This window comes from Streptomyces sp. NPDC005483 (genome assembly GCF_040606035.1).
In the GTDB taxonomy this organism is placed as follows: domain Bacteria; phylum Actinomycetota; class Actinomycetes; order Streptomycetales; family Streptomycetaceae; genus Streptomyces.
In genome coordinates this window covers 1-26,253 of the sequence record NZ_JBEXEA010000040.1, presented here as the reverse complement: position 1 = coordinate 26,253, position 26,253 = coordinate 1, and the positions used below count along the sequence as shown (strand labels likewise).

19 protein-coding genes and 1 pseudogene are annotated in these 26,253 nt (G+C 69.4%); 11 read left to right on the top strand and 9 right to left on the bottom strand.

All coding sequences use genetic code 11. From position 1 onward, the window contains the following. Positions 1-18: 18 nt before the first annotated feature. On the bottom strand, positions 19-1,737 hold the full coding sequence (locus ABZT06_RS42685; protein WP_355753460.1) for a cellulase family glycosylhydrolase: 1,719 nt from the start codon (positions 1,735-1,737) through the stop codon (positions 19-21). 350 nt (positions 1,738-2,087) lie between these two features. Between ABZT06_RS42685 and ABZT06_RS42680 the strand changes: the two are divergent. From ABZT06_RS42680 to ABZT06_RS42660, 5 genes and pseudogenes are all read left to right on the top strand, one after another. Continuing rightward, positions 2,088-2,206 (top strand): annotated as a pseudogene (locus tag ABZT06_RS42680) (IS5/IS1182 family transposase); the annotation flags it as partial. Then, positions 2,204-2,590: a hypothetical protein gene (locus tag ABZT06_RS42675; protein ID WP_355753556.1), complete on the top strand. Its 387-nt coding sequence runs from the start codon at positions 2,204-2,206 to the stop codon at positions 2,588-2,590. The pseudogene ABZT06_RS42680 and the gene ABZT06_RS42675, both read left to right, overlap by 3 nt. 156 nt (positions 2,591-2,746) lie before the next feature. Continuing rightward, on the top strand, positions 2,747-3,418 hold the full coding sequence (locus tag ABZT06_RS42670; RefSeq protein ID WP_355753458.1) for a lysophospholipid acyltransferase family protein: 672 nt from the start codon (positions 2,747-2,749) through the stop codon (positions 3,416-3,418). Between the two features lie 234 nt (positions 3,419-3,652). Beyond that, positions 3,653-3,802, top strand: coding sequence for a Tn3 family transposase (locus tag ABZT06_RS42665; protein ID WP_355753456.1), 150 nt, complete (start codon positions 3,653-3,655; stop codon positions 3,800-3,802). Continuing rightward, positions 3,796-4,368: a Tn3 family transposase gene (locus ABZT06_RS42660; RefSeq protein ID WP_355753453.1), complete on the top strand. Its 573-nt coding sequence runs from the start codon at positions 3,796-3,798 to the stop codon at positions 4,366-4,368. Before ABZT06_RS42665 ends, ABZT06_RS42660 begins: the two co-directional genes overlap by 7 nt. A 31-nt stretch (positions 4,369-4,399) precedes the next feature. Here ABZT06_RS42660 and ABZT06_RS42655 read toward each other — a convergent pair whose 3' ends face one another. Beyond that, positions 4,400-4,987 (bottom strand): helix-turn-helix domain-containing protein, encoded by a 588-nt coding sequence (locus ABZT06_RS42655; protein ID WP_355753451.1) that lies wholly within the window; start codon positions 4,985-4,987, stop codon positions 4,400-4,402. A gap of 178 nt (positions 4,988-5,165) precedes the next feature. Here ABZT06_RS42655 and ABZT06_RS42650 point away from each other — a divergent pair, with 178 nt between their 5' ends. The 4 genes from ABZT06_RS42650 (at position 5,166) to ABZT06_RS42635 (ending at position 11,566) form a co-directional block, all read left to right on the top strand. Continuing rightward, positions 5,166-6,644 (top strand): MFS transporter, encoded by a 1,479-nt coding sequence (locus ABZT06_RS42650; RefSeq protein WP_355753448.1) that lies wholly within the window; start codon positions 5,166-5,168, stop codon positions 6,642-6,644. A 211-nt stretch (positions 6,645-6,855) separates the two neighbouring features. Further along, entirely contained in the window at positions 6,856-7,350 is a 495-nt protein-coding gene (locus ABZT06_RS42645) for a carboxymuconolactone decarboxylase family protein (protein WP_355753445.1), read from the top strand. Positions 7,351-7,719: 369 nt separating this feature from the next. After that, positions 7,720-8,547, top strand: a complete 828-nt coding sequence (locus tag ABZT06_RS42640; protein WP_355753442.1) for a recombinase family protein — start codon at positions 7,720-7,722, stop codon at positions 8,545-8,547. 22 nt (positions 8,548-8,569) lie between these two features. Beyond that, positions 8,570-11,566, top strand: a complete 2,997-nt coding sequence (locus ABZT06_RS42635) for a LuxR C-terminal-related transcriptional regulator (RefSeq protein ID WP_355753555.1) — start codon at positions 8,570-8,572, stop codon at positions 11,564-11,566. 170 nt (positions 11,567-11,736) lie between these two features. Here the strand turns inward: ABZT06_RS42635 and ABZT06_RS42630 are convergent, their stop codons facing one another. From ABZT06_RS42630 to ABZT06_RS42610, 5 genes are all read right to left on the bottom strand, one after another. Then, the gene (locus ABZT06_RS42630) at positions 11,737-12,336 is read right to left on the bottom strand and encodes a GNAT family N-acetyltransferase (protein ID WP_355753440.1); all 600 of its coding nucleotides are present in this window, start codon (positions 12,334-12,336) and stop codon (positions 11,737-11,739) included. A gap of 693 nt (positions 12,337-13,029) precedes the next feature. Next, positions 13,030-15,063 carry a hypothetical protein gene (locus ABZT06_RS42625; protein ID WP_355753438.1) on the bottom strand — a complete coding sequence of 678 codons (2,034 nt, stop codon included), beginning with the start codon at positions 15,061-15,063 and terminating at the stop codon, positions 13,030-13,032. Positions 15,064-15,215: 152 nt separating this feature from the next. Beyond that, the gene (locus ABZT06_RS42620; RefSeq protein ID WP_355753436.1) at positions 15,216-16,853 is read right to left on the bottom strand and encodes a hypothetical protein; all 1,638 of its coding nucleotides are present in this window, start codon (positions 16,851-16,853) and stop codon (positions 15,216-15,218) included. Positions 16,854-16,987: 134 nt separating this feature from the next. Further along, positions 16,988-17,557 carry a hypothetical protein gene (locus ABZT06_RS42615; protein WP_355753435.1) on the bottom strand — a complete coding sequence of 190 codons (570 nt, stop codon included), beginning with the start codon at positions 17,555-17,557 and terminating at the stop codon, positions 16,988-16,990. A 1,303-nt stretch (positions 17,558-18,860) separates the two neighbouring features. Further along, entirely contained in the window at positions 18,861-19,814 is a 954-nt protein-coding gene (locus tag ABZT06_RS42610; RefSeq protein ID WP_355753432.1) for a hypothetical protein, read from the bottom strand. 595 nt (positions 19,815-20,409) lie between these two features. Between ABZT06_RS42610 and ABZT06_RS42605 the strand changes: the two genes are divergently transcribed. Further along, positions 20,410-21,216 carry a class I SAM-dependent methyltransferase gene (locus ABZT06_RS42605; RefSeq protein WP_355753430.1) on the top strand — a complete coding sequence of 269 codons (807 nt, stop codon included), beginning with the start codon at positions 20,410-20,412 and terminating at the stop codon, positions 21,214-21,216. 1,365 nt (positions 21,217-22,581) lie between these two features. Further along, a complete protein-coding gene (ligA, locus tag ABZT06_RS42600) occupies positions 22,582-24,666 on the top strand; it encodes an NAD-dependent DNA ligase LigA (protein ID WP_355753428.1) in 2,085 nt (694 codons plus the stop codon). Positions 24,667-25,083: 417 nt separating this feature from the next. On the opposite strand, the gene ABZT06_RS42595 is transcribed toward ligA, so the two are convergent. Both ABZT06_RS42595 and ABZT06_RS42590 read right to left on the bottom strand, forming a co-directional pair. Then, positions 25,084-25,326, bottom strand: coding sequence for a hypothetical protein (locus tag ABZT06_RS42595; protein ID WP_355753425.1), 243 nt, complete (start codon positions 25,324-25,326; stop codon positions 25,084-25,086). 499 nt (positions 25,327-25,825) lie between these two features. Then, positions 25,826-26,253: transposase (locus ABZT06_RS42590; RefSeq protein ID WP_355753422.1), on the bottom strand; the 428-nt coding region annotated here is incomplete at its 5' end.

Genomic DNA, 26,253 nt, shown 5'->3' with positions numbered 1-26,253 from the left:
GCCGGCCATCGACCCGTTTCAGGCGGAGGTGCCCGTGACCGCGGTTCCGGACCTGGTCACCGTGTACGTCAGGATCGCCCCGCTCCAGAAGTGGAAGGTGAGGGTCACGGGGGCGCCGTCGGTGACCTCGTTGAAGAACGCGGTCGGCAAAATGATCGTGTCTGCGGTGTAGTCCACCGTGAAGGCCACGTTGAACTGCTTGTACGTCGTCCAGGACTGCGGACCGGCGGGACTGCCGTCGGCGTAGACGGCTTCCGTGGTCGCCAGCTTGTCGCCGTTGAACGCGGTGGGTATCACCAGCGAGGTCGTCGTACCCGTCGCGCTCGTCAGGACCGGCTTGTCATAGGTGATGACGTTGACGGCCCAGGGGATTCCCTCCGTGAACCGGAGGGACAGGACGGCGTTCGTGCCGTGCTCCTGCGACGCGGTCAGCCGGGCGAGCGTCGCCGCCGCGATCGTCAAAGTGCTGCCGCTGACGGTGTAGTCGACGCCCCGGACCAGCGGGCGGGTGCCGACGTCGATCCTCGTCAGCCTGGTCCCGTTGAGGTTCAGCGTGATCGTCGCGTCCGTCGGGGTCTTGCCCTTGGGCACGAAGAGCTGGTCGGTGGACGCGGTGCCGGAGCGCCCGGTCCAGCTGGAACGTATCTGCGCGTAGAGGCTAGGGTCGTTCCACTGCAGGGTACGGCGGTTGAACCGACTGCCGTTGTCCCACAGCATCGTGGTCAGGCCCCGGTAGCGCGCGTAGTAACCGAGATACTCGAGGTATTTGAGCGTCTCGCCCTGTTCGACCGTGCCGGGGCCGGAGTCCCAGCCGAGCAGCCCGTACTCGCCGACGACGACCGGGATTCCCTTGGCCACGAAGGACCTGTGCAGCAGGTCGAACGTGTCGGTCAGGTCTTTCTGGGTGGCCGCGTTGAAGGTCGTGTAGCCGGCGAGGTTCACGCTGAAGGGCCAGAAGCTGTAGTAGTGGATCGAGGCCACGACGTTCGGGTCGTCGAGCGCGGCGAAGGTGGCGAGGAGGGTGTCGATCTTGGCCTGATCCGGGGTGTCCCCCAGGGTCGGCATGACAAGCAGCCGGTCGGCATTGTTTCCGCCGGTCGCGCGCACGACGGAGTGGAAGGTCGTGTTGAGCTCGTTCATCAGAACGGCGTTCTGCGCGTCGCCGGAACTGCCATTGAAGAAGGGCTCGTTGATGCTCTCGAAGAGCAGTCGGCACGACTCGTCCCGGAAGGTGGCCGCGATCTGCTGCCAGGTTGCCGTGTACTGAGCCAGGACCGCGTCATGCTGGGCCGGCATGTTCGGCACCCACTGCCACGCGTCGCCGTGCATGTTGATCAGAACGTAAAAGCCGTCGGCCAGCGCCCAGTCGACCACCTGCTTGAGCCTGGCCAGGAACGCGGGGTCGAGGGTGTAGGCCGGAGCCGGTCCCTCGTGCTGGCCCCAGGTGACGGGGATCCGGATGCTCTTGAAGCCCTGCGCCTTCACACTGCGGAGGAACGCCTGGGTCACCCGCGGGTTGCCCCACGCCGTCTCGTCGGCGCCGATGGCCTCGAAGCTGTTGCCCAGATTCCAGCCGGGCTGCATGTCTGCGACCACGTCCAGCGCGGACGCCGACGCGGCGGAACCGGTGGGCCGGGCAGCGGCCTGGGCGGCCGTCGGGGTGGACAGCGCCGCGACGGCGAGGGCCGCGGAGGTCGTCATGACCTGGCGACGAGTGAAACCGGCTGAACTCGGCATAGAACTCTCCATTGAGTCGAAAGGCCTGCCCGCTACGTCGAAAGCGTCATCGTCGAAGCGCTTCGACACGTTGCGGGAGCCTAGCGCAACCCGGCGGCGGAGAGAACGGACTGATCCGTGTGGAAACTGCATCATGTTCGGAAGGCTGTCCGTCGAAGCGCTTCCTCCGATGGAGCGTCAGGCGCGGCGTCACGCAAGCTCAGCGGGGTGCCGTGCCCATCTGCCGTCGATGCCGACCGGACCGGCGGTCACGCAGCGGGGGGGGCACTCACGCACTCCTCTGCACCTGACCCGCGAGCAACGGACCGGCACGCCACCGACCATCGACGCCCTTGGACTTCTCTAGGCCCCCGATCCCGAAGCGCTGGGCCGTGGAACGCTCTTACGGTCGGCTCGTACCGCACCGCCGCTTGGTCCGCGACTACGAACCCATCCCCGCCGCTCAGAAGCCACGATCCACCTGGCCATGACCGGCCTTTCGGGGGCCAATGTCGGTCAAGGCCCAGGTCCAGGACGGACACGAGGTCAGCTACCTGTCCATCTCGCACGACTTGTCCGCTGTACGTCACATCTGACACAACGTCATGGTTCGCACCCAGGGCAGATCATGGAAGCTGGGCCTGCCCGCCTGGTGACCCACGAGCCCGCCCACCACTACACCCGCGCGCTCTTGCTCGCCGCCCCGATGGCCGACCCCGCCGCGCAACGGCAACGCCCTGCGTTCGCCGCGGCCGGTGAACGCCCGAGCGGCGACACACAACCGAGGAGTGGATGCACCGTCGCGTGCCTGGTGCCCGATCGTGGCAGGACGACAGCAGGGCGGCGACGGGCAGCACGCTCATCAGCAGCATGAGCACCGTCGGCGCCTGCGCGACCAGGCACGTAGAAGACCACCGGTCCGTGAGTACACGTACTCATGCGGCGCGGGATCTCGGGTGTCAGGCTGGCGATCACTTTCACGCCAGGCAGGCAGCATCCGGCTTTCGAGACACCGAAGGGGTGACAGCTCGTGCTCACCGCCGTCGCCCGCACCGTGGTCCCCGTCCTCGGCCGGCTGACCGTGACCACCGGCCCGGTCAGCGCCATCGCCCCCGGCAGCGTCGTAGCACCCAACCACACCGCGCTGATCGATCCCGGAGTCGTCCTTACGGCGCTGCGCGGACTGGGTGCCGAGCCCGTCGTCCTGGCCGCCGCCGGACTGTGGAGAGTTCCCGTCCTGGGCCGCTTCCTCACCCGGGAGGGCCACATACCAGTGCATCGCGGGAGCCGTCACGCAGCCGCAGCGCTCGACCTCGCGTCCCAGGCGCTCGCCGCCGGCCGGGTCGTGGTGATCTACCCAGAAGGCCGCATCCCCCGGCGTCGAGACTCCGCCGACCGCGCTCCCGCATCCTTCCGAACCGGCGTCGCCCGCCTCGCGCTCGCCACCGGCGCCCCCGTCGTCCCGCTGGGACATGCCGGGGCCCGCCGGGTCATCTCCGGCAGCGTGCCGAAGCAGATCGGTGGCCTGCTCACCGCGCCGCTGCGCCGCCCAGCCCTGCACGTCCACCTGGCCGACCCCATCCACCTCACAGGCGACCTCCCCAGCGCCACCGCGCGCCTGCACGCTGCCGTGCAGCACGCCTGGCAGCAAGCGGTGCAGCAACTCTCCGCCCCGACTGCTCCTGGTCAGTCGACAACGTGATCTCTCAACACTCCTGGAAGTCACCGGCACCCCACCCGTCGGCACTGCGGAACACGAACGGGCCCTCGATCTCGACCCGGGTGGCGGGCCTTCTTCCGTCGTAGTGATGATGCACACCGTGGCCACAGCCGTCCATCGCACCCGGAGACGGTCACCTCTCCACGTACGATCAGGCGGCGGCACTGTACGGATGCCGAGATCAAGGCGAACTACGTCGATACGCACGGTGCGAGCGTGGTCGGGTTCGCCTTCACCGAACTGCTCAATTTCCGTCTGCTGCCGCGGTTGAAGAACATCGGCAGCATCCGCCTGTACCGCCCGGACGACACCCCGCCCGGCTGGCCCGCGCCCGGCGCTTCGAGCAGCAGTACGACCAAATGGTGAAGTACGCCACCGCGCTCCGGCTCGGAACGGCGCAGGCCGAGCAGGTGCTGCGGCGCTTCACCCGGGGTGGCCCCAAGCACCCCACCTACCAGGTCCTCGAAGAACTCGGACGGGCCGTGCGCACGGTCTTCGCCTGCGACTGCCTCGCCAGCCCCGGCCTGCGCCGAGAGATCCACGGCGGCCTCCAGGTCGTCGAGAACTGGAACAGCGCGAACACAGTGCTCCACTACGGCAAGGACGGCGCCCTGACCGGCCCGGACAAGGAGCACGCCGAGACCAGCATGCTCGCCCTGCACCTGCTCCAGTCCGCGCTCGTGCACGTCAACACCCTGCTGGTGCAGCAGGTCCTGGCCGAACAGGTCTGGGCCAAGAAGCTCAGCGACGAGGACCGGCGCGGCCTGACCGCGCTGTTCTGGTCCAACGTCAACCCGTACGGCACCTTCCGCCTGGACATGGACAAGCGCCTCGACCTGGGACCGGCCACCGCCGTGCCCCGCCCTCGTGGTGCGGCGGACTCTGTCGGCATCAAGATCCTTCAGCCGACAGAATCGCGGTCAGGTCGTTGACCAGGACGGGCGGAGCACCGCAACTGCGGTACTAGGCCGCCCGCTGGGGAGCGGGTGGATCGATCAAGTCGCAGGCGATGCCGAGCGCCGCATCGATCAGCTCCGGGCCTCCGTGGTCCGCTCGATCGGCGTCGTCGCCGGCCAGATGCAGTGCAGTGATGGCCAGGCGGACACGCAGCGATGCGGCCGGGTCACCGTCACCGGACAGCGCGCCGGGCCCGGCCAGAAGCTCGAAGAGCGTCATGACGTGCTGCTGCACCTCAGCCGCGAGCGGCTGGTTGCGCAGCGCCGGTGCGTTGTCCTGCGCGAAGCGGGCCACGGCCGTGATGCCACCGGCTGTCAGCTCGGCGTAACGGCGCAGGAGTTCGCGCCGGGTCTCGGGTCCTGCGGGCTGCTGCTTGCCCCAGTCGGCGAGTTCGGCGACCGCGGCGGAGAAGTCGGCCAGTACGGCGGCGAGGATCTCCTCCTTCGACTTGTAGTGGTAGTAGAGGGCCGCCTTGGTGATGTCCAGCCGCTCCGCGATCATGCGCAGCGAGGTGCCCTCGTACCCATGCTCACTGAAGAGCTGAAGAGCTACGCGCTGGGCGCGCTTACGGGTGTCGGTGCGGCGGCCTGCCATGGAAGTCCCCTCATCGCTGCGTCTCAGCCAGCCCGTGGGCGGGCTCGCAAGGGGCCCGACTACCTCCATCACTTGCCGATCGGCAAGCAATGGGCTAGCTTCGCCCCGTCGCTAACTTTACCTGTCGGCAGGTAATGAATGCGAGTGCTGATGCACGTCTTCACCAAGGGGGTTCACCATGCTGAGCACAACAGGCAAGAAGGCGAAGAGCGCGAAGAGCAGGTGGAGTGCCGATCCGGCCCGGCTGCATGCGCGCCGCTGGTGGGGGTTGATGGTCATCGCGATCGCCCAGCTGATGATCGTGCTGGACACGACCATCGTGACCATCGCGCTGCCCACCGCCCAGCAGGATCTGGCCATGTCCGACGCGAGTCGGCAGTGGGTCATCACGGCCTACACCCTGACCTTCGGGGGGCTGCTCCTCCTCGGCGGCCGCATCGCCGACCGGCTGGGCCGCAAACGCACCCTGCTCGTCGGCATCCTCGGCTTCGCCGTCGCCTCCGGGCTCGGTGGGATGGCGCATTCCGGCTGGACGCTGGTCGCCGCCCGTGCCGGACAGGGCGTCTTCGCGGCACTGCTGGCCCCCTCGACCCTCGCGCTGCTGATGGCGGTGTTCCCCGGACCGGCCGAACGGGCCAGGGCCATCGGGATCTACAGCGGAGTGCTGACCGCGGGCGGCGGAATCGGCCTGGTCGGCGGCGGGCTGATCACCAGCTACCTCGACTGGCGCTGGTGCATGTACGTCAACATTCCCATCGCCCTGCTGGCCGCGCTCGGCGCCATCGCCGCACTGCCCGATCCGCCCGGACGCACCGACGCCCGGATCGACGTCATCGGAGCGCTCACCGGCTGCGGCGGCATCGTCGCTCTGGTCTACGGGTTCTCCGAAGCCGGCGAGCACGGATGGCACACACCCTGGGTCCTCCTCTGCCTGGCCCTGGGCGCCGTCCTGCTCCTGACGTTCGGGATCGCACAAGCCAGGTTAGGTGCTCCTCTCCTTCCGCTGCGGATCCTGACCGACCGCAACCGGGGCGCGGCCTTCGTCACCGTCGCGCTGGCCACGCTCGGACTGTTCGGGGTCTTCCTCTTCCTCACCTACCAACTGCAGTCCGTGATGGGCTACTCCGCGGTCAGGACCGGCCTCGCCATGCTCCCGCTGGTCGCGATGAACGTGGTGGCGGCGACCCAGCTGTCCGGCCGTTTGCTCCCCAAGCTGCCGCCCCGGCTGCTGATCGTGCCCGGACTGCTCAGCGCGGCCGGCTCGCTCGCTCTCCTCACCCAGCTCACCCCGCACAGCTCCTACACCGCCGGCATCCTGCCCGCCGAGCTATTCCTCGGACTCGGCATCGGCACATTGTTCGGCCCCGCCGTCGCGACGGCCACCAGCGGAGTCGCCGCCCACGACGCCGGCATCGCCTCCGCGACCGTCAACACCGCCCAGCAGACGGGCGCCTCGGTCGGCACCGCACTGCTCAACACCATCGCGGCCAGCGCCACCAGCACCTACCTGGCCGATCACCACGGCGCAGACGTCCTCCGGAGCGCCACCGTGCACGGCTACGCCACCGCCGCGACCTGGGCACTGGGCATCATGCTCGGCACCGCGGTCCTGGCCGCCCTGTTCATCACCGCAGACCCGCGCAAGACCACGCCGTGACCCGCAGCAAAACCGCCCCGAGCAGCCGCGCCCCACCGGGCGCAGCGCCCGCGCCGCTGCAACACAGCCTGATCGCCCCCTCATAGCGCCGGACCGGCGCCCAACGAGACCGGCGACCCGAGTAACGCATCCGGACCACGTCATCCCGAAGGGGCGTCACAGGACGCGAGCCTTGGGGGGTCTTGATGCCACCAACACCAAGGAGCACGCCATGACCGCCCGTCTGAACTTCTTCAGCAATCCGACCACGACCACTGCCAAGGCCGCCGGGTACTTCGGAAAGGCGAGCAAAACGATCCTGGAGGAATCCGCGCTGCCGACCGCGACCCAGAAGCTGGTGGTGCTGCGCGCGAGCCAGATCAACGGCTGCGGCTACGCCACCGACGTGTGGAGTAAGAACGCCGCACACGCCGGAGAGAGCGCAACCCGCATCAACCTCGTCGCGGCCTGGCGCGAGTCCACGGTCTTCACCGACGCCGAGCGCGCCGCCCTGGAACTGACCGAACAGGGCACCCGCATCGCCGATGCCGCCGGTGGCGTCACCGACGACGCATGGGCGAACGCCGCCCAGCACTACGACGAGGACCAGTTGTCCGACCTGGTGATGCTCATCGCCCTGATCAACGCCACCAACCGCATGGGCGTCATCGTCCGCCAGCGCGGCGGCGACTATCAGCCCGGCATGTTCGCCGACACGGCTCACTGACCCGTAGACCCGTCGCGGCCTGGCCCGGCCCGGATCGCTCGATTCGAGCCGGGCTCGCGAATGCCTGCGGCCAAACGTCATCCCCGCCACAGCGACCAACCTGCTGCACAACAAACGCTCCGATCGCCCGCAGTCCATGGTCGTTGTCAGTCCCAGTCGCTGTCCGGGACACCTCAACCTCGATGTCGCCAGTTCGAGGTCGGCGTTTCATAGGTGGTCGCCCGTGAAACACCCGATCACTCGGCGGTCCACCTACGGCGATCATGTTTCATGAGTTGTTGCAAATGGGTGGATTTCTGAAACACCCTCATGAAACTGTCCGGGGTCGTGAGCGACGACTTCAAGCGTGTGGAATCGCACGACTGCCCGATGTCCACATGTGCCGCCCCCGCAGGGTCCCCTTGCCGGACCGGAAAGGGCAAGCTGGCCGTCCAATACGACACCGCCCGCTTCCGCCTTGTGCCCCAATTCGCCAAGACCCTGAGTGTGCCGACCCCCGCCGTACGCAAACCGGGCTCGGTGTGGACCGAGATGCCCCGGCCCGTACGCGTCGGCGCCGAACGGGTCGGACACGTCCGCCTCGGCTACGCCCGCGCCTCGACCGCCCGGCAGTCCCTCGACGCGCAACTCGACTCCCTCGCCGAGGCCGGGGTCACCCGCGTCTTCTCGGAGAAGGTCTCCACCCGCGCCACCAAACGACCGGAGCTGGAGGCCGCCGTAAAGCTCGCCGGGGAGATCCGCTCCTCCGGTGTCGCCATCACCCTCGTCGTGCACGAGCACAAGCGCCTCGGCCGCGGCATCGAACTCGCCATGCTCGCCGAGGAGCAGAAGGCGAGCGATGTCGGTCTGGAGTTCCTGACCGGAGAGCTGAAGGGCTCACACGACCCGTCCGGCATCGTGTTCACCGTGCTCGCGGCCATGTCCGGCATGGAGCGCGAGTACATCCGCGACCGCACCCTCGAAGGCCACGAGTCCGCCCGCAAGCGCGGAAAGACCATCGGCGGTGCCGGCGTCACCGACGACGACATGCTGTCCATGGCCCTCCACCTCCGCGACCAGGAGATGAGCTTGCGCGACATCGCCAAGCGGCTCGTCATCACCACCGGCGCGAAGAAGGGCCAGCACCCCTCGCCCGCCGCCGTCATGCGGATGCTGCGGGAACACGACGAACAGGCCACCACGACGGCGGGCGCGTAATCACCCGGCTAGTTTGCGGCTGGTGTATGAGCTAGGACTTCAGGGCCAGGTAGGCGACGGCAGTGACGCCGGACGAACAACTGAGGGGGCGTCATCCGCACCGGCAAGCAGTCGGCTTGACGCGCAGAGGACTTTGCTCCGTTTGTCGGAGGGTACGTTTATGATCACGTTTATGGCTGACGATCCGCGAAACGGCGGTCTGCTACCCGAGGGTGTTCTTGTGCCGGCAGGCCGGGAGGGCGCGCACCCTGCCGGTGCCTCCGGGTTCGTGCTTTCCGAGGTCGGTGGCGTCGGACCCTTGCCCTACGGCGTGGAGCTCGGGTTTCGCCACCTGCTCGGGCGGGACGCCGAAGTCGAGGCCCTGATGGCGGCCTTGACGGGTCTGAAGGAGGGAGCGGGGCGGGCGATCGCGCTGGTCGGAGAATCGGGCACCGGCAAGAGCACGCTGATGGGGACGGCGGCGGCGTATGCCCGCGCCATGCAGGTCGAGGTCGCGGTCCTCGTGGCACATGGCGGTGGCGCGGGCACCGTACCTCCTCCGACTGCCACAGCAAGCGCTGAGAGCGTGGGCCGGGTGGCGGCCCGCGCGACGCGTTCGGCCGCCGTGGTGGCGGTCGTCGACGACCTGCATCAGCTGTCCGCCGACCAGATCGAGGGCGTGGAAAGGCTGATAGAGGCGACCGCGGCCGGCCCCGTGCTGTGTCTCCTGGCCTACCGGCAGAGTCGGCTCTCGCCCGCACACGCGGCATTGCTCTCCCGCGCCGTGTCCGCCGATCTGCTGGAGGTCTGGCACCTTGCACCGCTCTCCCAGGAGCACCCCCGGGACGTTCTCGACGACCACCCGGACGCCCATGAGGTTCGTCGTGAGACCACGGCCAACAAGCAGCACCTCAAAGCGATCCCGGCTCCTCACGGGAGCATCGATTCCGGGACGGCAGTCCTGGGCGAGCTGGTCGGCCTCGAACCCGATGTCCTGAAAGCACTCCAGGCCGCGGCGGTCCTGGGCGAGCCCTTCCACCCGGAACTGCTGGCCGCGGTCGCGGGCCTGGAAATACGCGAGACCATGACTGCGCTGGACACGCTCATCCGCCTGGATCTGGTACGCCCGACCGAGCCCACGACGCAACTGGCGCTGCGGCACCAGACCGTGGAAGAGGCCGTCTACCAGCAGCTCGAATTCAGCCGACGCATCACCCTGCACCGGCGCGCCGAGAGGGCACTGGCCGAGCAGGGGGCTCCGATCGCGCGACGCGCCCACCATGTCGCCCGGGCCGCTGACCCGAACCGACCCGAACACCTGATGACCTTGATCGCCGCCACTCGGGGCGTGCTCTACGCCAAGCCCGCCGTGGCCGCGGAGTACCTGCACGCCGCACTGCCGCTGCTCCAGGAAGGCCAGGCTCACTGGCACGAAGTGCAGGTCCTGCTCGCTCGTACGCGATTGCTGACCGGAAACGCTTCCGAAGGCCGGGCACTTCTCGATGCGCTGCGGTCGGCCATGCCCGGCGGGCAACCCAGCGAAGCGACCACGCTCGCCGACTCCAGCAGGATCGAACGTCGGCTCGGGCGCTACACCGAAGCCGGAGCCATCGCCCGCGCGGGGCTCGCGGCGCTGGCCGACCACGACACCGCGACTGCCGCCGCCCTGCACACCGAACTGGCCGACTACGCCTACGACCTGCAGGACTACGAGACTTCACGTAAGCATGCCGAAACAGCCGCAGCCATCGCACACCGACACCATGACGACATCGGTGAGTCCAACGCCCTGGCCCAGTCCGCCCTCGCCCACCTGTTCACCGGCGACCAGGCGACGGCGCGGGCAACGACGACCAGAGCCGCCGAACTCATCGACGCCGCCTCCGACGCCACCCTCGTGACCAACTTGGAGGCAGCGTTCCAGCTGGGCATGACGGAAGGGATGCTGGGACTCCTCTTCGACGCAGAACGCCACCTCACGCGCGGCGCGGCCCTGTCCAAGAGCACGGGGCAGACGTACATCCAGCCTCAGATTCTCACCGTGCTGGCGAACACCCAGCTGCGTTCCGGGAACCTGCGGCGCACGCTGACGACCCTGGACGAAACCGCCCGCCATATCGAACAGGTCGGCAACCCCAGCACTGAGGCGATCATCGCGATGGTGCGGGCCGAGACCCTCTACTGGCGAGGCGACCCCGGTGATCTACAGGACGCGGTCGCGCTGGCCGAACACGCCGCGGCGATCGCCGGCGACACACCGACCGCGTGGGCGGTCACCGTACGTTGCTTCAACGCCGAATTCGTCCTGCTCACCGGCGACACGGCACGCGCCCGGTGGCTCCTGCTGAACGCCGCCGACGGAACTGACCTGCCCAGGCTCACCACATGGCGCAAACCGCGGTGGTGCGACACCTTGGCGCAGGCCGCCTTCGCCGAAGGCGACCACGCGTCGGTCGACCACTGGGCTCAACTCGCCGAGACCTGCCTCGAACAGCTTCCCTCCACCAGCCGACAGGGATTCGCCCTGCGTGCCCGCATGCGGGCCCACGCCCTGAGCGGCGCAGCTGAGCAAGCGGTGCGCAGCGCGAAGGAGGCGATCACGGCCTTCTCCGCCAGTGGCGAGCGCATAGAAGTCTGCCGCACGCTGCTCACGGCCGCCGAGCTGTCCCTGCACGTCGGGCGTACCCATGAGGTGGCCAACTGGCTGGACCGCGCCGGAATCCTGGCGGACCAATGCGGCTCCGCACGTCTGGCCGAAGCAGTCACCTATCAACGCGGCAGCCTCGCCGCGCACGCCGCAGAGCCGGACGTGCCCGACGCACTGGCGTCACTCACCGCACGGGAACGAGAAATAGCCGGCCTGGTCAGCACGGGAATGACGAACGGCCAGATCGCCTCGACCCTGGTACTCAGTGTGCGGACCGTCGAGACCCACCTCGGACAGGCATATCGCAAACTCGGCGTCTCGAACCGCGCGAGCCTGACCCGCATCATGCTGAACAGCGGCACCCATCACCCACCCGGAACCACCCCTGGCTGAGCCCGTATCGAATTCCGATCCGCCTGCCGTCAGAGTCCGGGGTCGCGCCGGGCGCCCTACTGCGGCGCGCCCGTGCGGGCGACAGTCGAGAGGAGCCGGCTCGGTCCTGGGATCCAGCATCGCCGAAGGCGGTTCACCGTCCGTTCGAGACCGGTAGACATAGGGCAAGCTCAGGCCGGGGATACGCTGCGGGTGACCACCCAGCGATGCGGCGAGATCGGCCGGGTACGCGTGAAGCCGTGGTTCTCGAAGACAGTCATCGGGCCTGTGTGCAGGAAGGAACCCGACACGACACGGTCATCGGTCTCCTCGGGATAGCCCTCGACCGTGCCGCCGCCGCTGCGGGCGATCTCGGCCAGCGCCCCTCCGAGCGCGGCATGGGCAACGCCGCGCTTGCGCAACCCCTTCCCAGTGAAGAAACAGGTGATGCGCCAGTCCGGCAGCGTCACCAGCTCCTTCTCGTACTTCCGCTTGCTCTTGATCTCCGGCAGCTCGGCAGGGGAGCCGAATTGGCACCAACCCACGCAGTCATCGCCACCGAAGACGAGCGCGGCGTGGGCGTGGCCTTCGAGGACGCGTTGCTCTTTCTCCTCACGGTTCTGCTGGGGGGCGCGCCCCTTCCCGACTTTGACGTGGAAGGCCATGCACCAGCAGCCACCCCACACGCCGTTGTTCGCCTCGACCAGTCGGGCGAACGCGGGCCACGTGTCCTTGTCCAGCGGCCTGACGGTGAGGGTGGTGGGCGTGTCGTCTGTCGTCCTGTTGCTCACGGATTCCTCCAGAGGCCGACTTGGTGCCCTGGCCGCTTCGGCGGTGGACCGGCTACCGACCGATGATTGCGCACGAGCACGTCGAACGTCGCGCGTGGGGCGGCGAGTGGAGCAGGCGAGTTTCACCCGGAGCACAGAGGCCGGCGAACCGCCCGTGGGCACTACAGGACCGAACTTGTTCATCGTTTTCCCAGTTCGGACGGACCCGGCCGCGGCTGCGGAACCCGGGGACGGCCGACCGCTGGACCCCGACAAACTGCCCGAACGGTAATGCCGTAGTCCCAAGTGCTGCCACCAGGCAATAAGGGTCCGGTGAAGGACCTACCGCCTGGTCTGCCGCCCGCAGACTCACGCAAGTGGCACAGCCGCCGATCGTGGGATCAACTGGGATATCTGCGCGTGCGCTCCTTGGCGAATCCGAGCTGGTCCCGGGACATGCCGTGGCTGATCGCGTGGTTGCGACGTGAGTGGTCGACGGCCCGCCCGACTGATCATGATCTCTACGACAAGACCATCACCGCAGCCCAGGGCTATGCACGGACTCCGCACGAGTCCCACGGCACCGAGCGCGCATGGGATCGAGTTCTCGAACCCATCGATGAGTTGCTTGCGCGGCGGCAAGCGAGGCACCTCGGCGAGGTCCACAGGGCGCAAGCGGAGCAAGGTGACGCGAGCCCCTGACTTGTCGCCGGTTCACCGCGGTGTGAGCGGCAGGCTGAGGACTCCACGGTCGTGTCCGACGATCAGGTCCGGGCCCGCGGCGGCGAGGCAGGTGATCACGACATCCAGGGCGATGTACCGCACAGCACCGGCTTCCGGTTCCCATACCCGCAGTCGGTGACCCTGACGGGTGCCGGTGGCCAGGACCGTGCGGCCGCCGGGCAGGGTGGTGGCCGCGATGACCGGCAAACCGCCAGTACCTGTGGAGGCGGGCAGGCCCTCGCCGATCGGGGTACCGGTGGCCAGGTCCCACAGCATGACCACGCCCTGGTTGTCTCCCGTGGCCAGCACGGTGCGGTCAGGGGTGGGCACTGCCGCCACAGCCACCACACGGTGATCGGCGGCGGCGAGCGCACGCGCGCTCAGTTGCACGGCCGCGCCTGCTTCCCAGGGGTCGTCGACGGCCGGATCCCACACGTGAAGGCGGCCCGCGGTGTCCGAGGCCGCGATCAGCGTGTGGTTGGCGGAGATCGGGACCGCGACGATCGACTGGATCGGGCTGCCGTAGGGGTTGAGGCGCCCGACGCACTCACCGGTGTCCGGTTCCCACAGCCGGACCGCGCCTCGGGGGGTGGCGGTGACGAGCAGGGTGCGGCCGTCGGGGACGGTCGCACAACACATTCCGCTCACCCCGCCAAGCCATTCGCCGGCCGGTGCGCGAACCGGCTGCCCGACGGCAGGGTTCCACAGGGCGACCGTCCCGGTGTCGCCTCCGCTCGCCAGCAGGACGCGGCCGTCGGACAGGGGCAGGGCCGTCATCGAGCGGACCGGGTCAGGATGTGCCTGCAGCGGGTCGTGGACGAGCCGGGCGTCGGCCACGTCCCACAGGTACACCATCCCCGTGGCCCCCGCGCCGGCCACCAGCGTCGGCCGACCGGGGCGGGACACCACCGCCAGCGAGTTGACGCCCCCGGATGAACCGGGCGCGGAATTGCAGAACACCGATATACGGCCCCAGGGTGTGCCGTCGGCCGCGACCAGCTCGGTCCCGTCCTGCCGAAGCCGGGTCGCTGCTGCACCTGTTGGGCCGGCCGCCGCTGACTCGCCCGGGGCAGCCGACCAGCCGGAGTCCGTCCACGCCCCCAGCAGGTGGTTCTGGGGGCGCGCACCGTCCGGACTCTCCACCAGACCGTCGGCGATCGTCCATGTCCGCTCACAGTCCCAGCAGCGGAAGTAGCCGGTGAGCGACATCAGTTCACGGGCCCGTTCCCTCCCGGCCCGTTGCGGTGCGCCCTTGACCGCGACCAGGCAGGCGACCAGGCACAGGACGGCCGCCCCCGGTGTCTCGGGGGGTACGCCCGCTACCGCGACTTCACGTGCCACCCGCAGGAAGGGCTCCCACCCCTCCCCCAGCGCCCCTTCTCCCAAGGCTGCGGCGACCTCGCCCCAGGGATGCCCTCCAGGGCGGGCATGGGCGGGAGCAGACAGCCCTGGGGCCTCGAGAGGCGGACGCACCGGGTTCACGAAGAACTCGGGGATCTCGGTATCGCTCCCGCACCCGGGACACGACAACTGCAGCTCATCTTCCTGGGCATGGGGAAGCTGCTGCAGGGCTCCGGCAATGGGATGACCGGCGAAGGCCACACAGGACAGCGCGAGGTGGGCGTACGTCTGCGCGGGGGTGCCGGCGGCAAGGAGGCTTCGGATGGCCGCCCGCTCGGCCAGACTCAGCGCGGCGCCGAATCCCGCCTCGAGACCGGCCGGGGCAGGAGGCATGTAGTCGGCGGTCATGATGAATCCCAGGTCCACCCAGAAGTCCACGCTCTGCCCCGGAGGCAGTGCCGCCGCCGCTTCGACGAGGTGCGGCAGGGCCGCGTAGGCCCCGTCGGAGACGACCCCGTCGTCCATCAGGCCGGCGGTCAAGTGCGTCCAGGTCTGCCGCCATTCCTCACCGGTCCCGGTGACAGTCGTCGAGGCCATCTGCTCCAGGAGTGCTCCCACCTCGTCGGCGGTCACACCCTCGAGGTCACGCCAACGAGGGTCGTGCAGGGGCAGCTTCGAAATCATGGGGCGAGTCTCGCAATCGGCGGTGACTGGTGAGGGGGCCTGCTGCTCCCGCGGCCGGCGAATCAGGCCGGGGCGCGCGTTGAGATGCTGTGGCCTGGCGGACGAGGTGGGCGTGCGGGCTCGGTAGGACGGGTGCCGTACCTCGCCGTGGCTCAGCTCATCATCCGATCGGCGACGACTGCCGCGGAACGGGGCACGATCCGCTCCAGTACCGACAGGACAGTGTCCCAGCCGTCGAGAGCCACCACCTGTGCGGCAAGCCTGCGGGCGTGGGACGGCTCGGACAGCTCCATGAGTGCGGTCAGTGCGCGAGCTCGCGTCGCGCGGTACGCGATCGAGCGGCTGAGGGTCTCCGCCCGGCCGGGATCGCCGCGCCGGGCCCGCTCCCGGACCACCGCGACGAGTGCCTCGCCTCTTGCCCAGCGGTCGTTGATCGAGTGGACAAGGGCCTCGGCCCGGCCCGGATCACCGCGCCGGGCCAGCTCCCGGACCACCGCGATCAGTGCCCTGGCTCGTGCCTGGTCGTCGGCGATCGCACGGGCGACTTCCTCGGCGCCGCCCGTGTCGCCGTGGCGGGCCAACGCCCCGACGATCTCCGCCTGCCGTCCCGCGCGCAGATCGGGGTCGAGCCGGTCCGCGTGGGCCATGGCCGGCCCGACTTGCCCCTGGCGGGCCAGGAGGAGCGTCACGGATCTCAGCAGAACGTCGTGGTCGAGGCCGACGACGGTGTCGAGCAGTGTCTCCGCCCGGTCGGCCAGGGCGAGGGCCACGTCCCGGTCTGCGCCTTCGGCGACCGTGTCCAGCACACATGCCATGTCCCAGGCGCTGAGGAGGGTTCTGGGTGGGAGCGGGCGACCGTGGACCTCGTCCGGATCACCTTCCAGGACCATGTCCTGGTCATCGGTTGCGCCGATCGCCCACCCGCACAGTGTGCCGTCGGCGTCGACGGCGGGTCCGGGGTCGGTACGCAGAAGAGCGTCGAGCCGACCCAGGTCTCCTCCCAGCGCCTCGCGGGCCAACACCAGCGCCAGAGGCCGTGGCTCGGACCATCCTGTCGCGTTGCGGGATCGCGAGATCGCCTGGACGCGGTCGGAGAGCGCGGCGGCCCGGTCATGGTCGCCGGTGACGACGGCCACCTCCACGAGGAGGGCGAGCACCTGTTCCGTCCCTTCGACGGCGGGGGAATCACCCACCTTGGCGTACGGACTCACCTCGGCGTACGAACTCACCTCCGCCTCGGCGCGAGCGGCGAACCTGAGCGCCTCATCGGCATCCCCGCTGTCCGCCACCGCCTTTGCCAGCAGAGCCCAGGCCCTCCCCCAGTTGTGCGGGTAGCGGATCCTTTCCGCCAGAGCGGCGGCCTTGTCAGGCTCACCAGCGCGGGCCCATTCCGGCACGAGGGCGACCAGTGCGTGGTCTCGCTGCTGCCGCAGGGGAATCGACTCGGCCAGTGCCTGGGCACCGTCCAGGTCTCCCGCGCCCGCCGCGGTCTTCACCAGTTCCACGAGCTCGTCGCCCTGCTTGAGCTCGTCGGTGATCGTGTACGCCAGCTCAGCCGCGCGCACGAGGCGGCCGGTGCGGGCCAGCGCCCTCGGCAACCACCCCTTGGTGAGACCGTTGTCCGGGACCCTGCCGACCGACAGCCGGAGAAGAGCCAGCAGGCAGGGCTCGAACCCCCTCCGCAGGACGAGGTCCGTCCCCGCGTGGTTCTCCGGTGCCAGGCCCCGACGTCGCTCCCATTCCCGCGTCGTGAAAAGCTCTTGCCCCCACTGGGCCGACCCCTCTGGCATGCCTGATGCTCCCTCGATGCGGCCGGCCCCCCGGCTGGAACACCTGTCCACGCCGGCCGTTGTTGGATAGTGACGGAGCCCCGCACCCGACCTGACGTACCGTCAGGCGCCAGGCGTCAGGCACTCGTCGCCTTTCAGTCCGAACTGTGGTCGCGGTGGTCTGTGGCGCCGTCTGCGGCACCCCGCCGGACTGCCGCATGGTGGAGTTCCTCGATCAGCCAGTCCCCGCAACCGGGTCCCTCACGGCCGGTGAACTGGAGGAGCACGCTGCCGTCAGGTCCCTTCACAGCGCGGCGCATTCCCCAGCCCCAGTCACTGTTCCACCAGCTCTCTCGTTCGATCGAGATCTCCTCCCAGCCGAAGGGCCGCAGCACGCGGTCGATAGCCACCACCACACCGTCCTCGAAGCAGTACAGGCGTGGCGCGGGGCCGCCCGGCCTCCGGAAGTAGAGAGGCGAAAACACGAACACCACGAAGTACGCGGCCAGCGCCAGGGACAGGACGGCCGCTGGAATACGGAGCCATCGATATCCCTCGTCAAGGCCGTGCAGAAGATCCTTCGCGACTATCACGGCCCCCGCGGCCAAAGGAAGGCACAACACCCATGACGCCCCGTTGGGTGACTTTTCGGGGCATGCGAATCCCTCATAGCGGCCGTAGCCGCGCGCGGCCGCGATGTCCGAAGCCTGCTCGCGTTCACGCACGTCATCCCCCCCATCGATCACACCGTCCGAAAAGCTGATCCTGCTGCCCTCCTGAGCCTTGCCGAACTCGCAGTCGACGAAGGTACGCGGTCACCGAGAGATCGTGGCCCCGCGGCTGGCGCGCTGCAGCCATGGGAACTGGCATGGGGTTGTGACGCCCCCGTGGGGAGGCACGTTCGCATGGACACGTCGCCCCTTCCCGTCTCTCTCCGGCTCGCGGGAGGGCTCACACTCGTACGGCGATGCCCGCACCAGGCAAGTCTGCCCGCTCGTCCGGACCGGGGACATCCGTGGAACTACGTAGCTCGGCGCGCGTCTTTCATCCTCGGGGACGTCTGCGGCCTCACGCCTGACCGCGACGGTGGGGACGATTCCAGGGCCAAGGCTCGGGCGAACTCCCATCCACGCCGGCCCAGAGGCATGATCACGACGACGAACCCAGGACCCCGAAGGGGGAACGTCCTGCACCCCTTCACCACGAAGGCCAACTACCTGGCATCGGTGCCGGGGAGTTGCGCAAGCTCGGCATGGGCCGCGAGGGGGCCAGTCCGGGATAACTCGCGCAGGCACCGGCCGCCGGCTTCCCACCGAAACAGATGTCTACAACTCGACCGCGAAGCCCTGCTCCGGCCTTCGTCAAACCCTTGGCCTGCGCGCCGCGGTCAACGCGGAAGCCTTCCAGGAACTCCCCGCCCTCTACGTGATCCTCGCGGCACGCGCCTCCGCCGCCCAGTCCGCCTCCCTCTCCTCCTCCCGGATCGGCGTCCGCCTCAAGCCCCACGTCGGTGGCAGCGGCATCGCGGAGATGAGCACCCCCGCCACCTCGAAGTTCGGGGTAGCGCTGGAAGACGACGGAGGCTGGCAGCGGCTCCTTGACGCCTACCGCGACAGGCCATGGCTGGCATGGGTCCACGCGCACATCGGCTACCGGGACTGCCCGCTGGACGCGGGGAGAGGGCCAAGAGTTCGCGCCCCACCATCAACCACACGAGGTGGTGGTGGTCAGTCCGCTCCCGTTCCCGTATCGCCACCACCGCCGCGTCATTCAGTACGGTCAACCGGTGGCTGACGGCGCAGAGTTCGGCCATGCGGTCGCCTCGCTCATCCCACCCGCCCCGGCTGCCGACCGGCCTCGTACGCCCATACGCCCGTACGCGGTGGCGCTCACATGGTGAAGCCGCCGTTGCGTGTCAGCCGGGCCTCGCCATGGGTTCACGCCAGAGTTCAAGGCCGAGGTCGATGCAGGCGAACGCAAGGTGGATGCCGAACTTCGGAACGCCTTCGGAGGCCAGGTCCGTTGGGCTCAGCCTACGAGGCGAGGGCGGCCCACCGGGGTGGGAGCCACGCCGAGGTGTTCGAGCAAGAGCCCTTCCCGGGTGGACCAGGGGCAGATCTCGACGCTCTTGGCCCCGCTGGCTTCCATGAGTGCCTGTGCGATCAAGGCTCCGGCCAGGGACTGCTCGGCGCGGTGCCGGGAGATGCCCGGCAGTTTGGCGCGGTGGGACGGTGTGGCATCGGCCAGCAGGGAGACTGCCGCGCGCAGTTGGGGCAGTGTCAGCCGCCGCCTTGTCCGCGGCGTCCTGCTCTGGGCTGCAGCCAGCCGGGCAAGCTGTTCAAAGGTCTTGGAGCAGGCCAGCACCTGGCCTCCCGGGTCGGCCTGCGGCAGTCTGGGGACGGCTTCCAGAGACTCACGGAGGTACTGCAGGACTTCCGCCAGGCGGCGTCGGGACGGCGAGGTGCCGCCAGGAAGCCAGTCGCGAGTGATCCTCCGCGCGCCCAGCGGTAGCGAGTTGACGACGTGGGGCTGGTCTCCGGTGCCGGAGGCGATCTCCACGGTGCCGCCGCCGATGTCCAGGACCAACAGCTGCCCGGACGTCGGACCGGCCCACTGGCGGGCGGCCACGTAGGCCAGGCGCGCTTCCTCTTCGCCGGTCAGCACGCGCAGGCGGGTGCCGGTGGTGCGTGCCACTCGCGCGATGACCTCGTCGCGGTTGGGCGCGTCCCGGATGACGGAGGTGGCGAACGCGAACACCTCCGGTCCACGCGGACGCGGGTCCGCAGCGACGGCCTCGGCCACTGCCCGCTCGACACTCTTCATGCCGGCCTTCTCCAGCCGGCCTTCGGGGTCGAGGGTCTCGTGCAGGCTCAACCGCACCTTGCGGGAGAACACCGGCTCCAGCACCGGGCCCGGGCGCCGCCGCACCACGGTCAGCAGAGCACTGTGGCACCCCACGTCGAGCACACCTGCCTGACGCACTCCATCGCCTCCCCTCTGGCTCCCGCGCTCGACCAAACCGGCTCCTTGTCCCATCTCCTCCGATGTCCCCTCGCAGACAATATGACGAGGGTTCCCGGCCAGTAAGTAAGCATACCGTCACCACCCATGCACCCTCTGCCTCGGTCCACAGTGTGGAGCGAGGGCACGCGAGTTCCGGAATGGAGAACGGGGGCGCACCGCGCTCAACCAGGTGTCAGCCGCGACGCCCCTCATCAGGGGAGGCGCTGTCAGGTGACCCCTCGCTCAGGCGATCTGCCCGGTAACCGTCTACCCCCGTCCTCCCGTTCATGCCCGGCCAGGGCCAGCTCGGTCCGGATACGGTCAGCTTCTTCCCACAGCACGTCCACCCGGCACCGAGCAGAGAGAGTTGGTGTGGTCCCAGAGGTCCCGCGACCGACGGCATCCGCAACCTCCACAGGAGCGACGGCACGACAGCCCTCCCCCGCTCCCAGGAGATCGCAGGGCCACCAGCGAAAACGTAGCCACCTGCCCCGAGATCAGGGCACGACGCTGGCACAAATCCGCGCGGTTGCGGCCCTCGTCGCGCACCGTTCATCGGGCTAATGTCGGTCAAATGAGCGCAGATGATGCGAACCGGCGATGGACGCAGTCCATGCCCGAGGCGTACGAGCGCCACCTGGTGCCGGTCTTCTTCCGCCCCTTCGCCGCCGACCTGGCCACCAGGGCCGCGGCGCTGCGGCCGCACACTGTCCTGGAACTCGCCGCCGGAACCGGGGCGTTGACCTCGGCCCTGCTCACCGAGATGCCCACAGCCTCGGTGGTGGCAACCGACCTCAACGAAGCGATGGTCACGGCCGGATCGGCACGGGAGCCGCGTGCGGACTGGCGGCAGGCGGACGCCCAGAAGTTGCCCTTTCAGCACGACGGCTTCGATCTCGTTCTGTGTCAGTTCGGGGTGATGTTCTTCCCCGACAGGCCCGGCGCTTACGCCGAGGTCCGCAGGGTCCTGGCTCCACGGGGACGGTTCCTGTTCAGCGGCTGGGGGCCGCTGGCCTCGCACGGGTTCGGAGCCGCCTTCCAGGCCGCCCTGGAACAAGCCATGCCCGACACGGCGCCTCCCTTCCTCAAGCACGTACCCCACGGCTACAGCGATCCGGCCGTCGTCGCCGCGGACCTCGCCGCCGCCGGACTGACCCTGGCCGGCAGCGAGGAGGTCACCCTGAAAGGCGTCGCGGAGTCGGCCGCATCCGTCGCCACCGGGTTGCTCACCGGCACACCCGTGAGCACCGCCCTCCAGGCCCGCGAGGACGCCCAGGCCCTGCACACCGCCATCACGCGGAAGATGACGGACCGTCTCGGTGCCGGGCCCGTGACGGCGCCGATGACCGCGACCGTCTACCTGGCTCAGCGTCAGGCATGACCCTCCCCCGTCCGAACACCGCTCCGCTTCCGGTTTGTTGATCCGGCACACGGGTCAAGAGCGCCATAGCGATCTCTGGCGGGGGGAACTACCGCATCGCTACGAAGGCAATGCGGGTCGTGGTGCGTCGGTACTCCGTCAGCAGTTGCCCGTCCGCCGCGTCGACGATGCGAGGGTACGTCCGGTGCGGTCCGCACAGCCCGCGTCGCCGAGTGACATGTCGACGCGGGCTGTGCCTCCAGCGCTTCCCGGCGAAGGGCCTGTCATCGGTCGGATCCGCCAACTGGACTTCGTTAAGTCAGACGAGGGATCCGGATTCCGAACGTTCCCCGGCGATTGACGGCTATCCCCTGCCGACCCGGCTCGGGGGCGGTGAGGGGGGACAGGTGTATCTGTCGCGTACGGCGTCGGAGGGGCCGTTGGCGCTGAAGACCGTACGTGCCGAACTGGGCGTCGGCGCCGGGTTCGAGGATGGTTTGCTCGCGAGATAGCCAGCAGCGACCACGTGCCTTCGCGTACACTGCGCCGGTCGTCGACCACAGGTCCGCGGGGCACCGGCAGCAGTGGCTGGCCACGGAGTACGTGGACAAGCCGTTCCTCGCCGAGTTAGTGCAGTTCTACGCGCCGGTGCCGGAGCCCGCCCTCAGGGGCATGGCAGCCGAACTCGGCGAGGGCTTGCCGGCCCGCTCATCGCCTTCGGCATCGTCCGGGTCGTCGACGACACCAGGCCCACCCGGACCCGGCGGGCGGCTTCCTCGACTCCCCCGGCTGGATACCGCCGCCGCAGGCGTCCGGCGGGACCTCGACCGGCCCCGGCGACATCCTCTGGCTGGGCGCGGGGCTGGTCCACGCCGCCACCGGACAGGTCCCCCTCCTACGGCGCGGTGAGGCGCCGCCGGCGGCCCAGCTGCTCTGCCGGATTGTGCACGAGGAGCGGGAGCTCGACGCCGTACCCCCGCGCTCGTACCGCCGTTGGCGGACTGCGACGCGGCACCGCGCGCCGTCCATCTCTCGCCGAGGTCGCGGGTGCCCGTGGGCGCCGGGTAGGCCCAGGTGGTTGTGCCGTCGTGAGTGGCGTGGGTGCACCGGGTGGCGAAGACCGCGGGACGCGGTCCCGGACACGGCGAAGGCCTTGAGGAACAGTGGGCGGCAGCCTTGAGCGCGGCGCCGCTCAACGACTCCTGGAGAGACTTGTCTGACGACGTCGGCGGCCGCCGCGAACGCGCGCGCACTCCACAGCTCGAAAGACGGCACCTGTGATCCGTTCTGGTCCGTTCGAGGGGCGGCCCCTCGGCAACGGGTGTCCCGTGTCCGTCCTCGGCTGCGTCCGGTGGTGTTGTCAGTGGTGGCGTGCAGGATGACGGCATGACCACACCAGTTGCGCAGATCGTGGACGCCGCTGCCTACGCGCAGGCCGTCGAGGATGTCGTGGCGGCCGCGTCCGCCTATTACACGGACGGTGCCTCTCCCCTCGACGACGACGCCTACGACCAATTGGTGCGCGGCATCGCCGTCTGGGAGGCCGCGCACCCCGATCAGGTGCTGCCCGCCTCGCCGACCGGGAAGGTGGCCGGTGGGGCGGTCGAGGGCGATGTGCCGCACACGGTGGCGATGCTGAGCCTGGACAACGTGTTCTCGCCCGAGCAGTTCACCGCGTGGACGGCCTCGCTGGCTCGCCGGATCGGGCACGAGGCGGAACGCCTCAGTGTGGAGGCCAAGCTCGACGGGCTCGCCGTCGCGGCCCGATACCGCCAGGGTCGTCTGACCCGGCTGATCACCCGCGGCGACGGGATCGCCGGAGAGGACGTCTCGCACGCGATCGGCACCCTCGAGGGCCTGCCGGAAACGCTGGCCGATCCGGTCACCGTGGAGGTGCGCGGGGAAGTCCTGATGACGACGGCCCAGTTCGAGCATGCCAACGAGGTGCGCACCGCACACGGCGGAGCGCCGTTCGCCAATCCGCGTGGGGCGTCCGCGGGCACCCTGCGGGCCAAGGAGCGCGCGTACACGGTGCCGATGACGTTCTTCGGCTACGGTCTGCTGGCCCTGCCCGCCACCGACGCCGAGCTTGCCGAGCGGCTGGACAGGCTCGCGCACAGCGAGCTGATGGTCCTGGCCGCGCAGCTGGGGGTGCACACCACGGCCTCCACCGCGGTCCCCGGGATCGTCGCCACGTCCGTGGAGGAGGTCCTGGAACGCGTGCGGGAGATCGCCGCGCTGCGCGCCGGGCTGCCCTTCGGGATCGACGGCGTCGTCATCAAGGCCGACCTGGCCGCCGACCAGCAGGCCGCGGGATCCGGGTCGCGCGCGCCCCGCTGGGCGATCGCTTACAAGCTCCCCGCCGTGGAGAAGATCACCCGTCTGGTCGAGGTGGAGTGGAACGTGGGCCGCACCGGGATCATCGCCCCCCGCGGCGTCCTCGAACCGGTGGAGATCGAGGGTGCCACCATCACCTACGCCACCCTGCACAACCCGGCCGACATCACCCGCCGCGACCTGCGACTCGGCGACCATGTCATGGTCCATCGCGCCGGCGACGTCATCCCGCGCATCGAGGCGCCGGTCGCCCACCTCCGCACCGGCGACGAAGAGCCGATCGCCTTCCCCGAGGTGTGCCCGCGCTGCGGCTCCGCCATCGACACCAGCCAGGAGCGCTGGCGGTGCGAGCAGGGCCGCAACTGCCACCTGGTCGCCTCCCTGTCCTACGCCGCCGGCCGCGACCAGCTCGACATCGAAGGTCTGGGAGCCACCCGCATCGTGCAGCTCGTCGAGGCCGGCCTGGTCACTGATCTCGCCGACCTGTTCACCCTCACCCGCGACCAACTCCTGGCGCTGGAGAGAATGGGCGCCACCAGCACCGACAACCTCCTCGGCGCGATCGACGCGGCCAAGAATCAGCCGCTGTCGCGGGTCCTGTGCGCCCTCGGAGTCCGCGGCACCGGACGCTCCATGTCCCGCCGCATCGCCCGACACTTCGCCACCATGGACAACATCCGATCCGCCGCCCCCGAGACGATGCAGCAGGTCGAGGGCATCGGCACCGAAAAAGCCCCGTCGATCGTCGCCGAACTCGCCGAACTCGCCCCGCTCATCGACAAGCTCACCGCGGCCGGGGTGAACATGACCGAACCCGGCGCGACCCCGCCGCCCCCCGCGACCGGCGACCCTGACACCGCCGGCGGCACGGAGGCGGCGGGCGGCCCGCTGGCCGGGATGACGGTGGTGGTCACCGGTGCGATGACCGGCGTGCTGGAGAATCTCAGCCGCAACCAGATGAACGAACTCATCGAACGCGCCGGCGGCCGCTCCTCCTCCAGCGTCTCCAAGAAGACCACCCTGGTCGTGGCCGGGGAAGGCGCAGGATCAAAGCGGGCCAAGGCCGAAGAACTCGGCATCCGCCTGGCCACCCCGGACGAATTCGCCGCCCTGGTCGCCGACTTCACCAGCTGACCACTGCGACGGGTGTTCCGCAGCCCACCACGGCCAAGACAGCGAGGGGGCCGCGTACAGGACCGGCCCCCTCGCCGGGGCAGGAGGTCGATCTGTTCATCACCTGCGCCGGCTCCGACCACTGCCAGGACGACTGCCCCCGCTGCGCAACTGCGCGTTCGTTACGGACTGCTGCACGTTTTGGCTGTACGGCTGCAACGGGCTCTGCACGAACCGTGATCCCTCGCACCACCGAGTCCTGCGCCTCGCACCGGCCCGTACTCCGGCGAGCTCCGATCGGCCGGAGTACGGGTGGGGTCACACCGCTGCGGTGGCCGGCGTGGGCAAGGCGTGCCGGACTCGGAGACCCACCGCGCCATGCCAAAGGGAAACGGTGCGGGCTCCGGTACCGCCACGGTCAGGCGTGCCGTCTCCCCTTCACCCGGTGCTGCCTTGGGACTTGCTTCTTATCGCGCCGATCGTCTGACCGGCCATGAGGAGGCAGGCGATGAGAGCGAAGGGCCAGATCCATAGGGCTGCATCGGCGTTGTAGAGGGGGGTGAGGACGGACAGCACCGACAAAGCGGCCCAGACGGCGAGCCGTGCAGAGAGAAGTACCCAGGGATTGGCAGGGCGTGCGAAGAGGACGAGCCCGCGCACCGAGCCCGGGGGGATGGCCATACGTGTCTCCGTGACTGTTCGTACCTCGGCGGCTGAATGATCGTTCCAAAGTGACCATGTGGACCGGCATCGGCACGCCACCCTCGCCATGTTCGCACACCCATTCCTGGCCGCCACGGCTCGTCAGGCGGGGGGAAATGGGGGGCGCAGCTGATGGGACCGTCGGGCCATCGGACTCACTGTGGCCGAGGTTGGGCGACTCCCGGCAGATCCTCGGCAGATCGTCTTCCCCGGCCCCCGCACTTGAGCGGACACCGAGGATGACACCACGCGCTGAGTTGGCCGAAGTGGCGGAGCCAACGGCAGGCATTCACCCGCCGCTGTCCCTGCCTGCGGAGTTGTCGCACGATCGAGCGCGGACGCACGCGAATCCAGTACCGGCCCGACCTGGTGGACGGCTGTCTGCGGCACCGGTCTGACCATGGGCGGCTGACCTGTGCCCCGCGAGGTGAAGGGGTATTCGGTGACTCCTCCCCCGGCTGAAGCCGGGGGCTTCTCGTTACGCCGGGTTGGCGTCGCGACGGACCAGCCCGGCCCATAGCAGGTTGGTGGCTGCCACTGTGTCGGCGTGCGCGGTGTGGCCGCAGGCGACGCAGTGGAACTTTTCCTGGGCGGGCCGGTTGTCCTTCGCGGTGTGCTCGCATTCGGGGCAGGTGCGGGAGGTGTTGCGGGGGTCCACAGCGATCACTTCCCGTCCGGCGCTTTCAGCCTTGGCGTGCAGGATCGTCAGGAACACCCCCCATCCGGCATCGTTGATCGACTTGTTGAGGCCGGCCTTCGCGGCGGCTCCGTTGGGCAGGAAGGTGCCCGGCTGGTCGGGGTCGGGCTTCGGCGCGGGGGCCTTGCTCATGTTGCGGATCTTGAGGTCTTCGTGCGCGATGAAATCGTGCGCGCGCACCAGGCCGAGGGCAGTCTTGTGTGCGTGGT

Coding starts and splice junctions, on each gene's coding strand:
- ABZT06_RS42595 (WP_355753425.1), bottom strand. CDS start 25,326: ATGGCCATCCCCCCGGGCTCGGTGCGCGGGCTCGTCCTCTTCGCACGC.
- ABZT06_RS42655 (WP_355753451.1), bottom strand. CDS start 4,987: ATGGCAGGCCGCCGCACCGACACCCGTAAGCGCGCCCAGCGCGTAGCT.
- ABZT06_RS42640 (WP_355753442.1), top strand. CDS start 7,720: ATGTCCACATGTGCCGCCCCCGCAGGGTCCCCTTGCCGGACCGGAAAG.
- ABZT06_RS42605 (WP_355753430.1), top strand. CDS start 20,410: ATGAGCGCAGATGATGCGAACCGGCGATGGACGCAGTCCATGCCCGAG.
- ABZT06_RS42650 (WP_355753448.1), top strand. CDS start 5,166: ATGCTGAGCACAACAGGCAAGAAGGCGAAGAGCGCGAAGAGCAGGTGG.
- ABZT06_RS42675 (WP_355753556.1), top strand. CDS start 2,204: ATGACCGGCCTTTCGGGGGCCAATGTCGGTCAAGGCCCAGGTCCAGGA.
- ABZT06_RS42685 (WP_355753460.1), bottom strand. CDS start 1,737: ATGCCGAGTTCAGCCGGTTTCACTCGTCGCCAGGTCATGACGACCTCC.
- ABZT06_RS42660 (WP_355753453.1), top strand. CDS start 3,796: ATGGTGAAGTACGCCACCGCGCTCCGGCTCGGAACGGCGCAGGCCGAG.
- ligA (WP_355753428.1), top strand. CDS start 22,582: ATGACCACACCAGTTGCGCAGATCGTGGACGCCGCTGCCTACGCGCAG.
- ABZT06_RS42645 (WP_355753445.1), top strand. CDS start 6,856: ATGACCGCCCGTCTGAACTTCTTCAGCAATCCGACCACGACCACTGCC.
- ABZT06_RS42620 (WP_355753436.1), bottom strand. CDS start 16,853: ATGCCAGAGGGGTCGGCCCAGTGGGGGCAAGAGCTTTTCACGACGCGG.
- ABZT06_RS42625 (WP_355753438.1), bottom strand. CDS start 15,063: ATGATTTCGAAGCTGCCCCTGCACGACCCTCGTTGGCGTGACCTCGAG.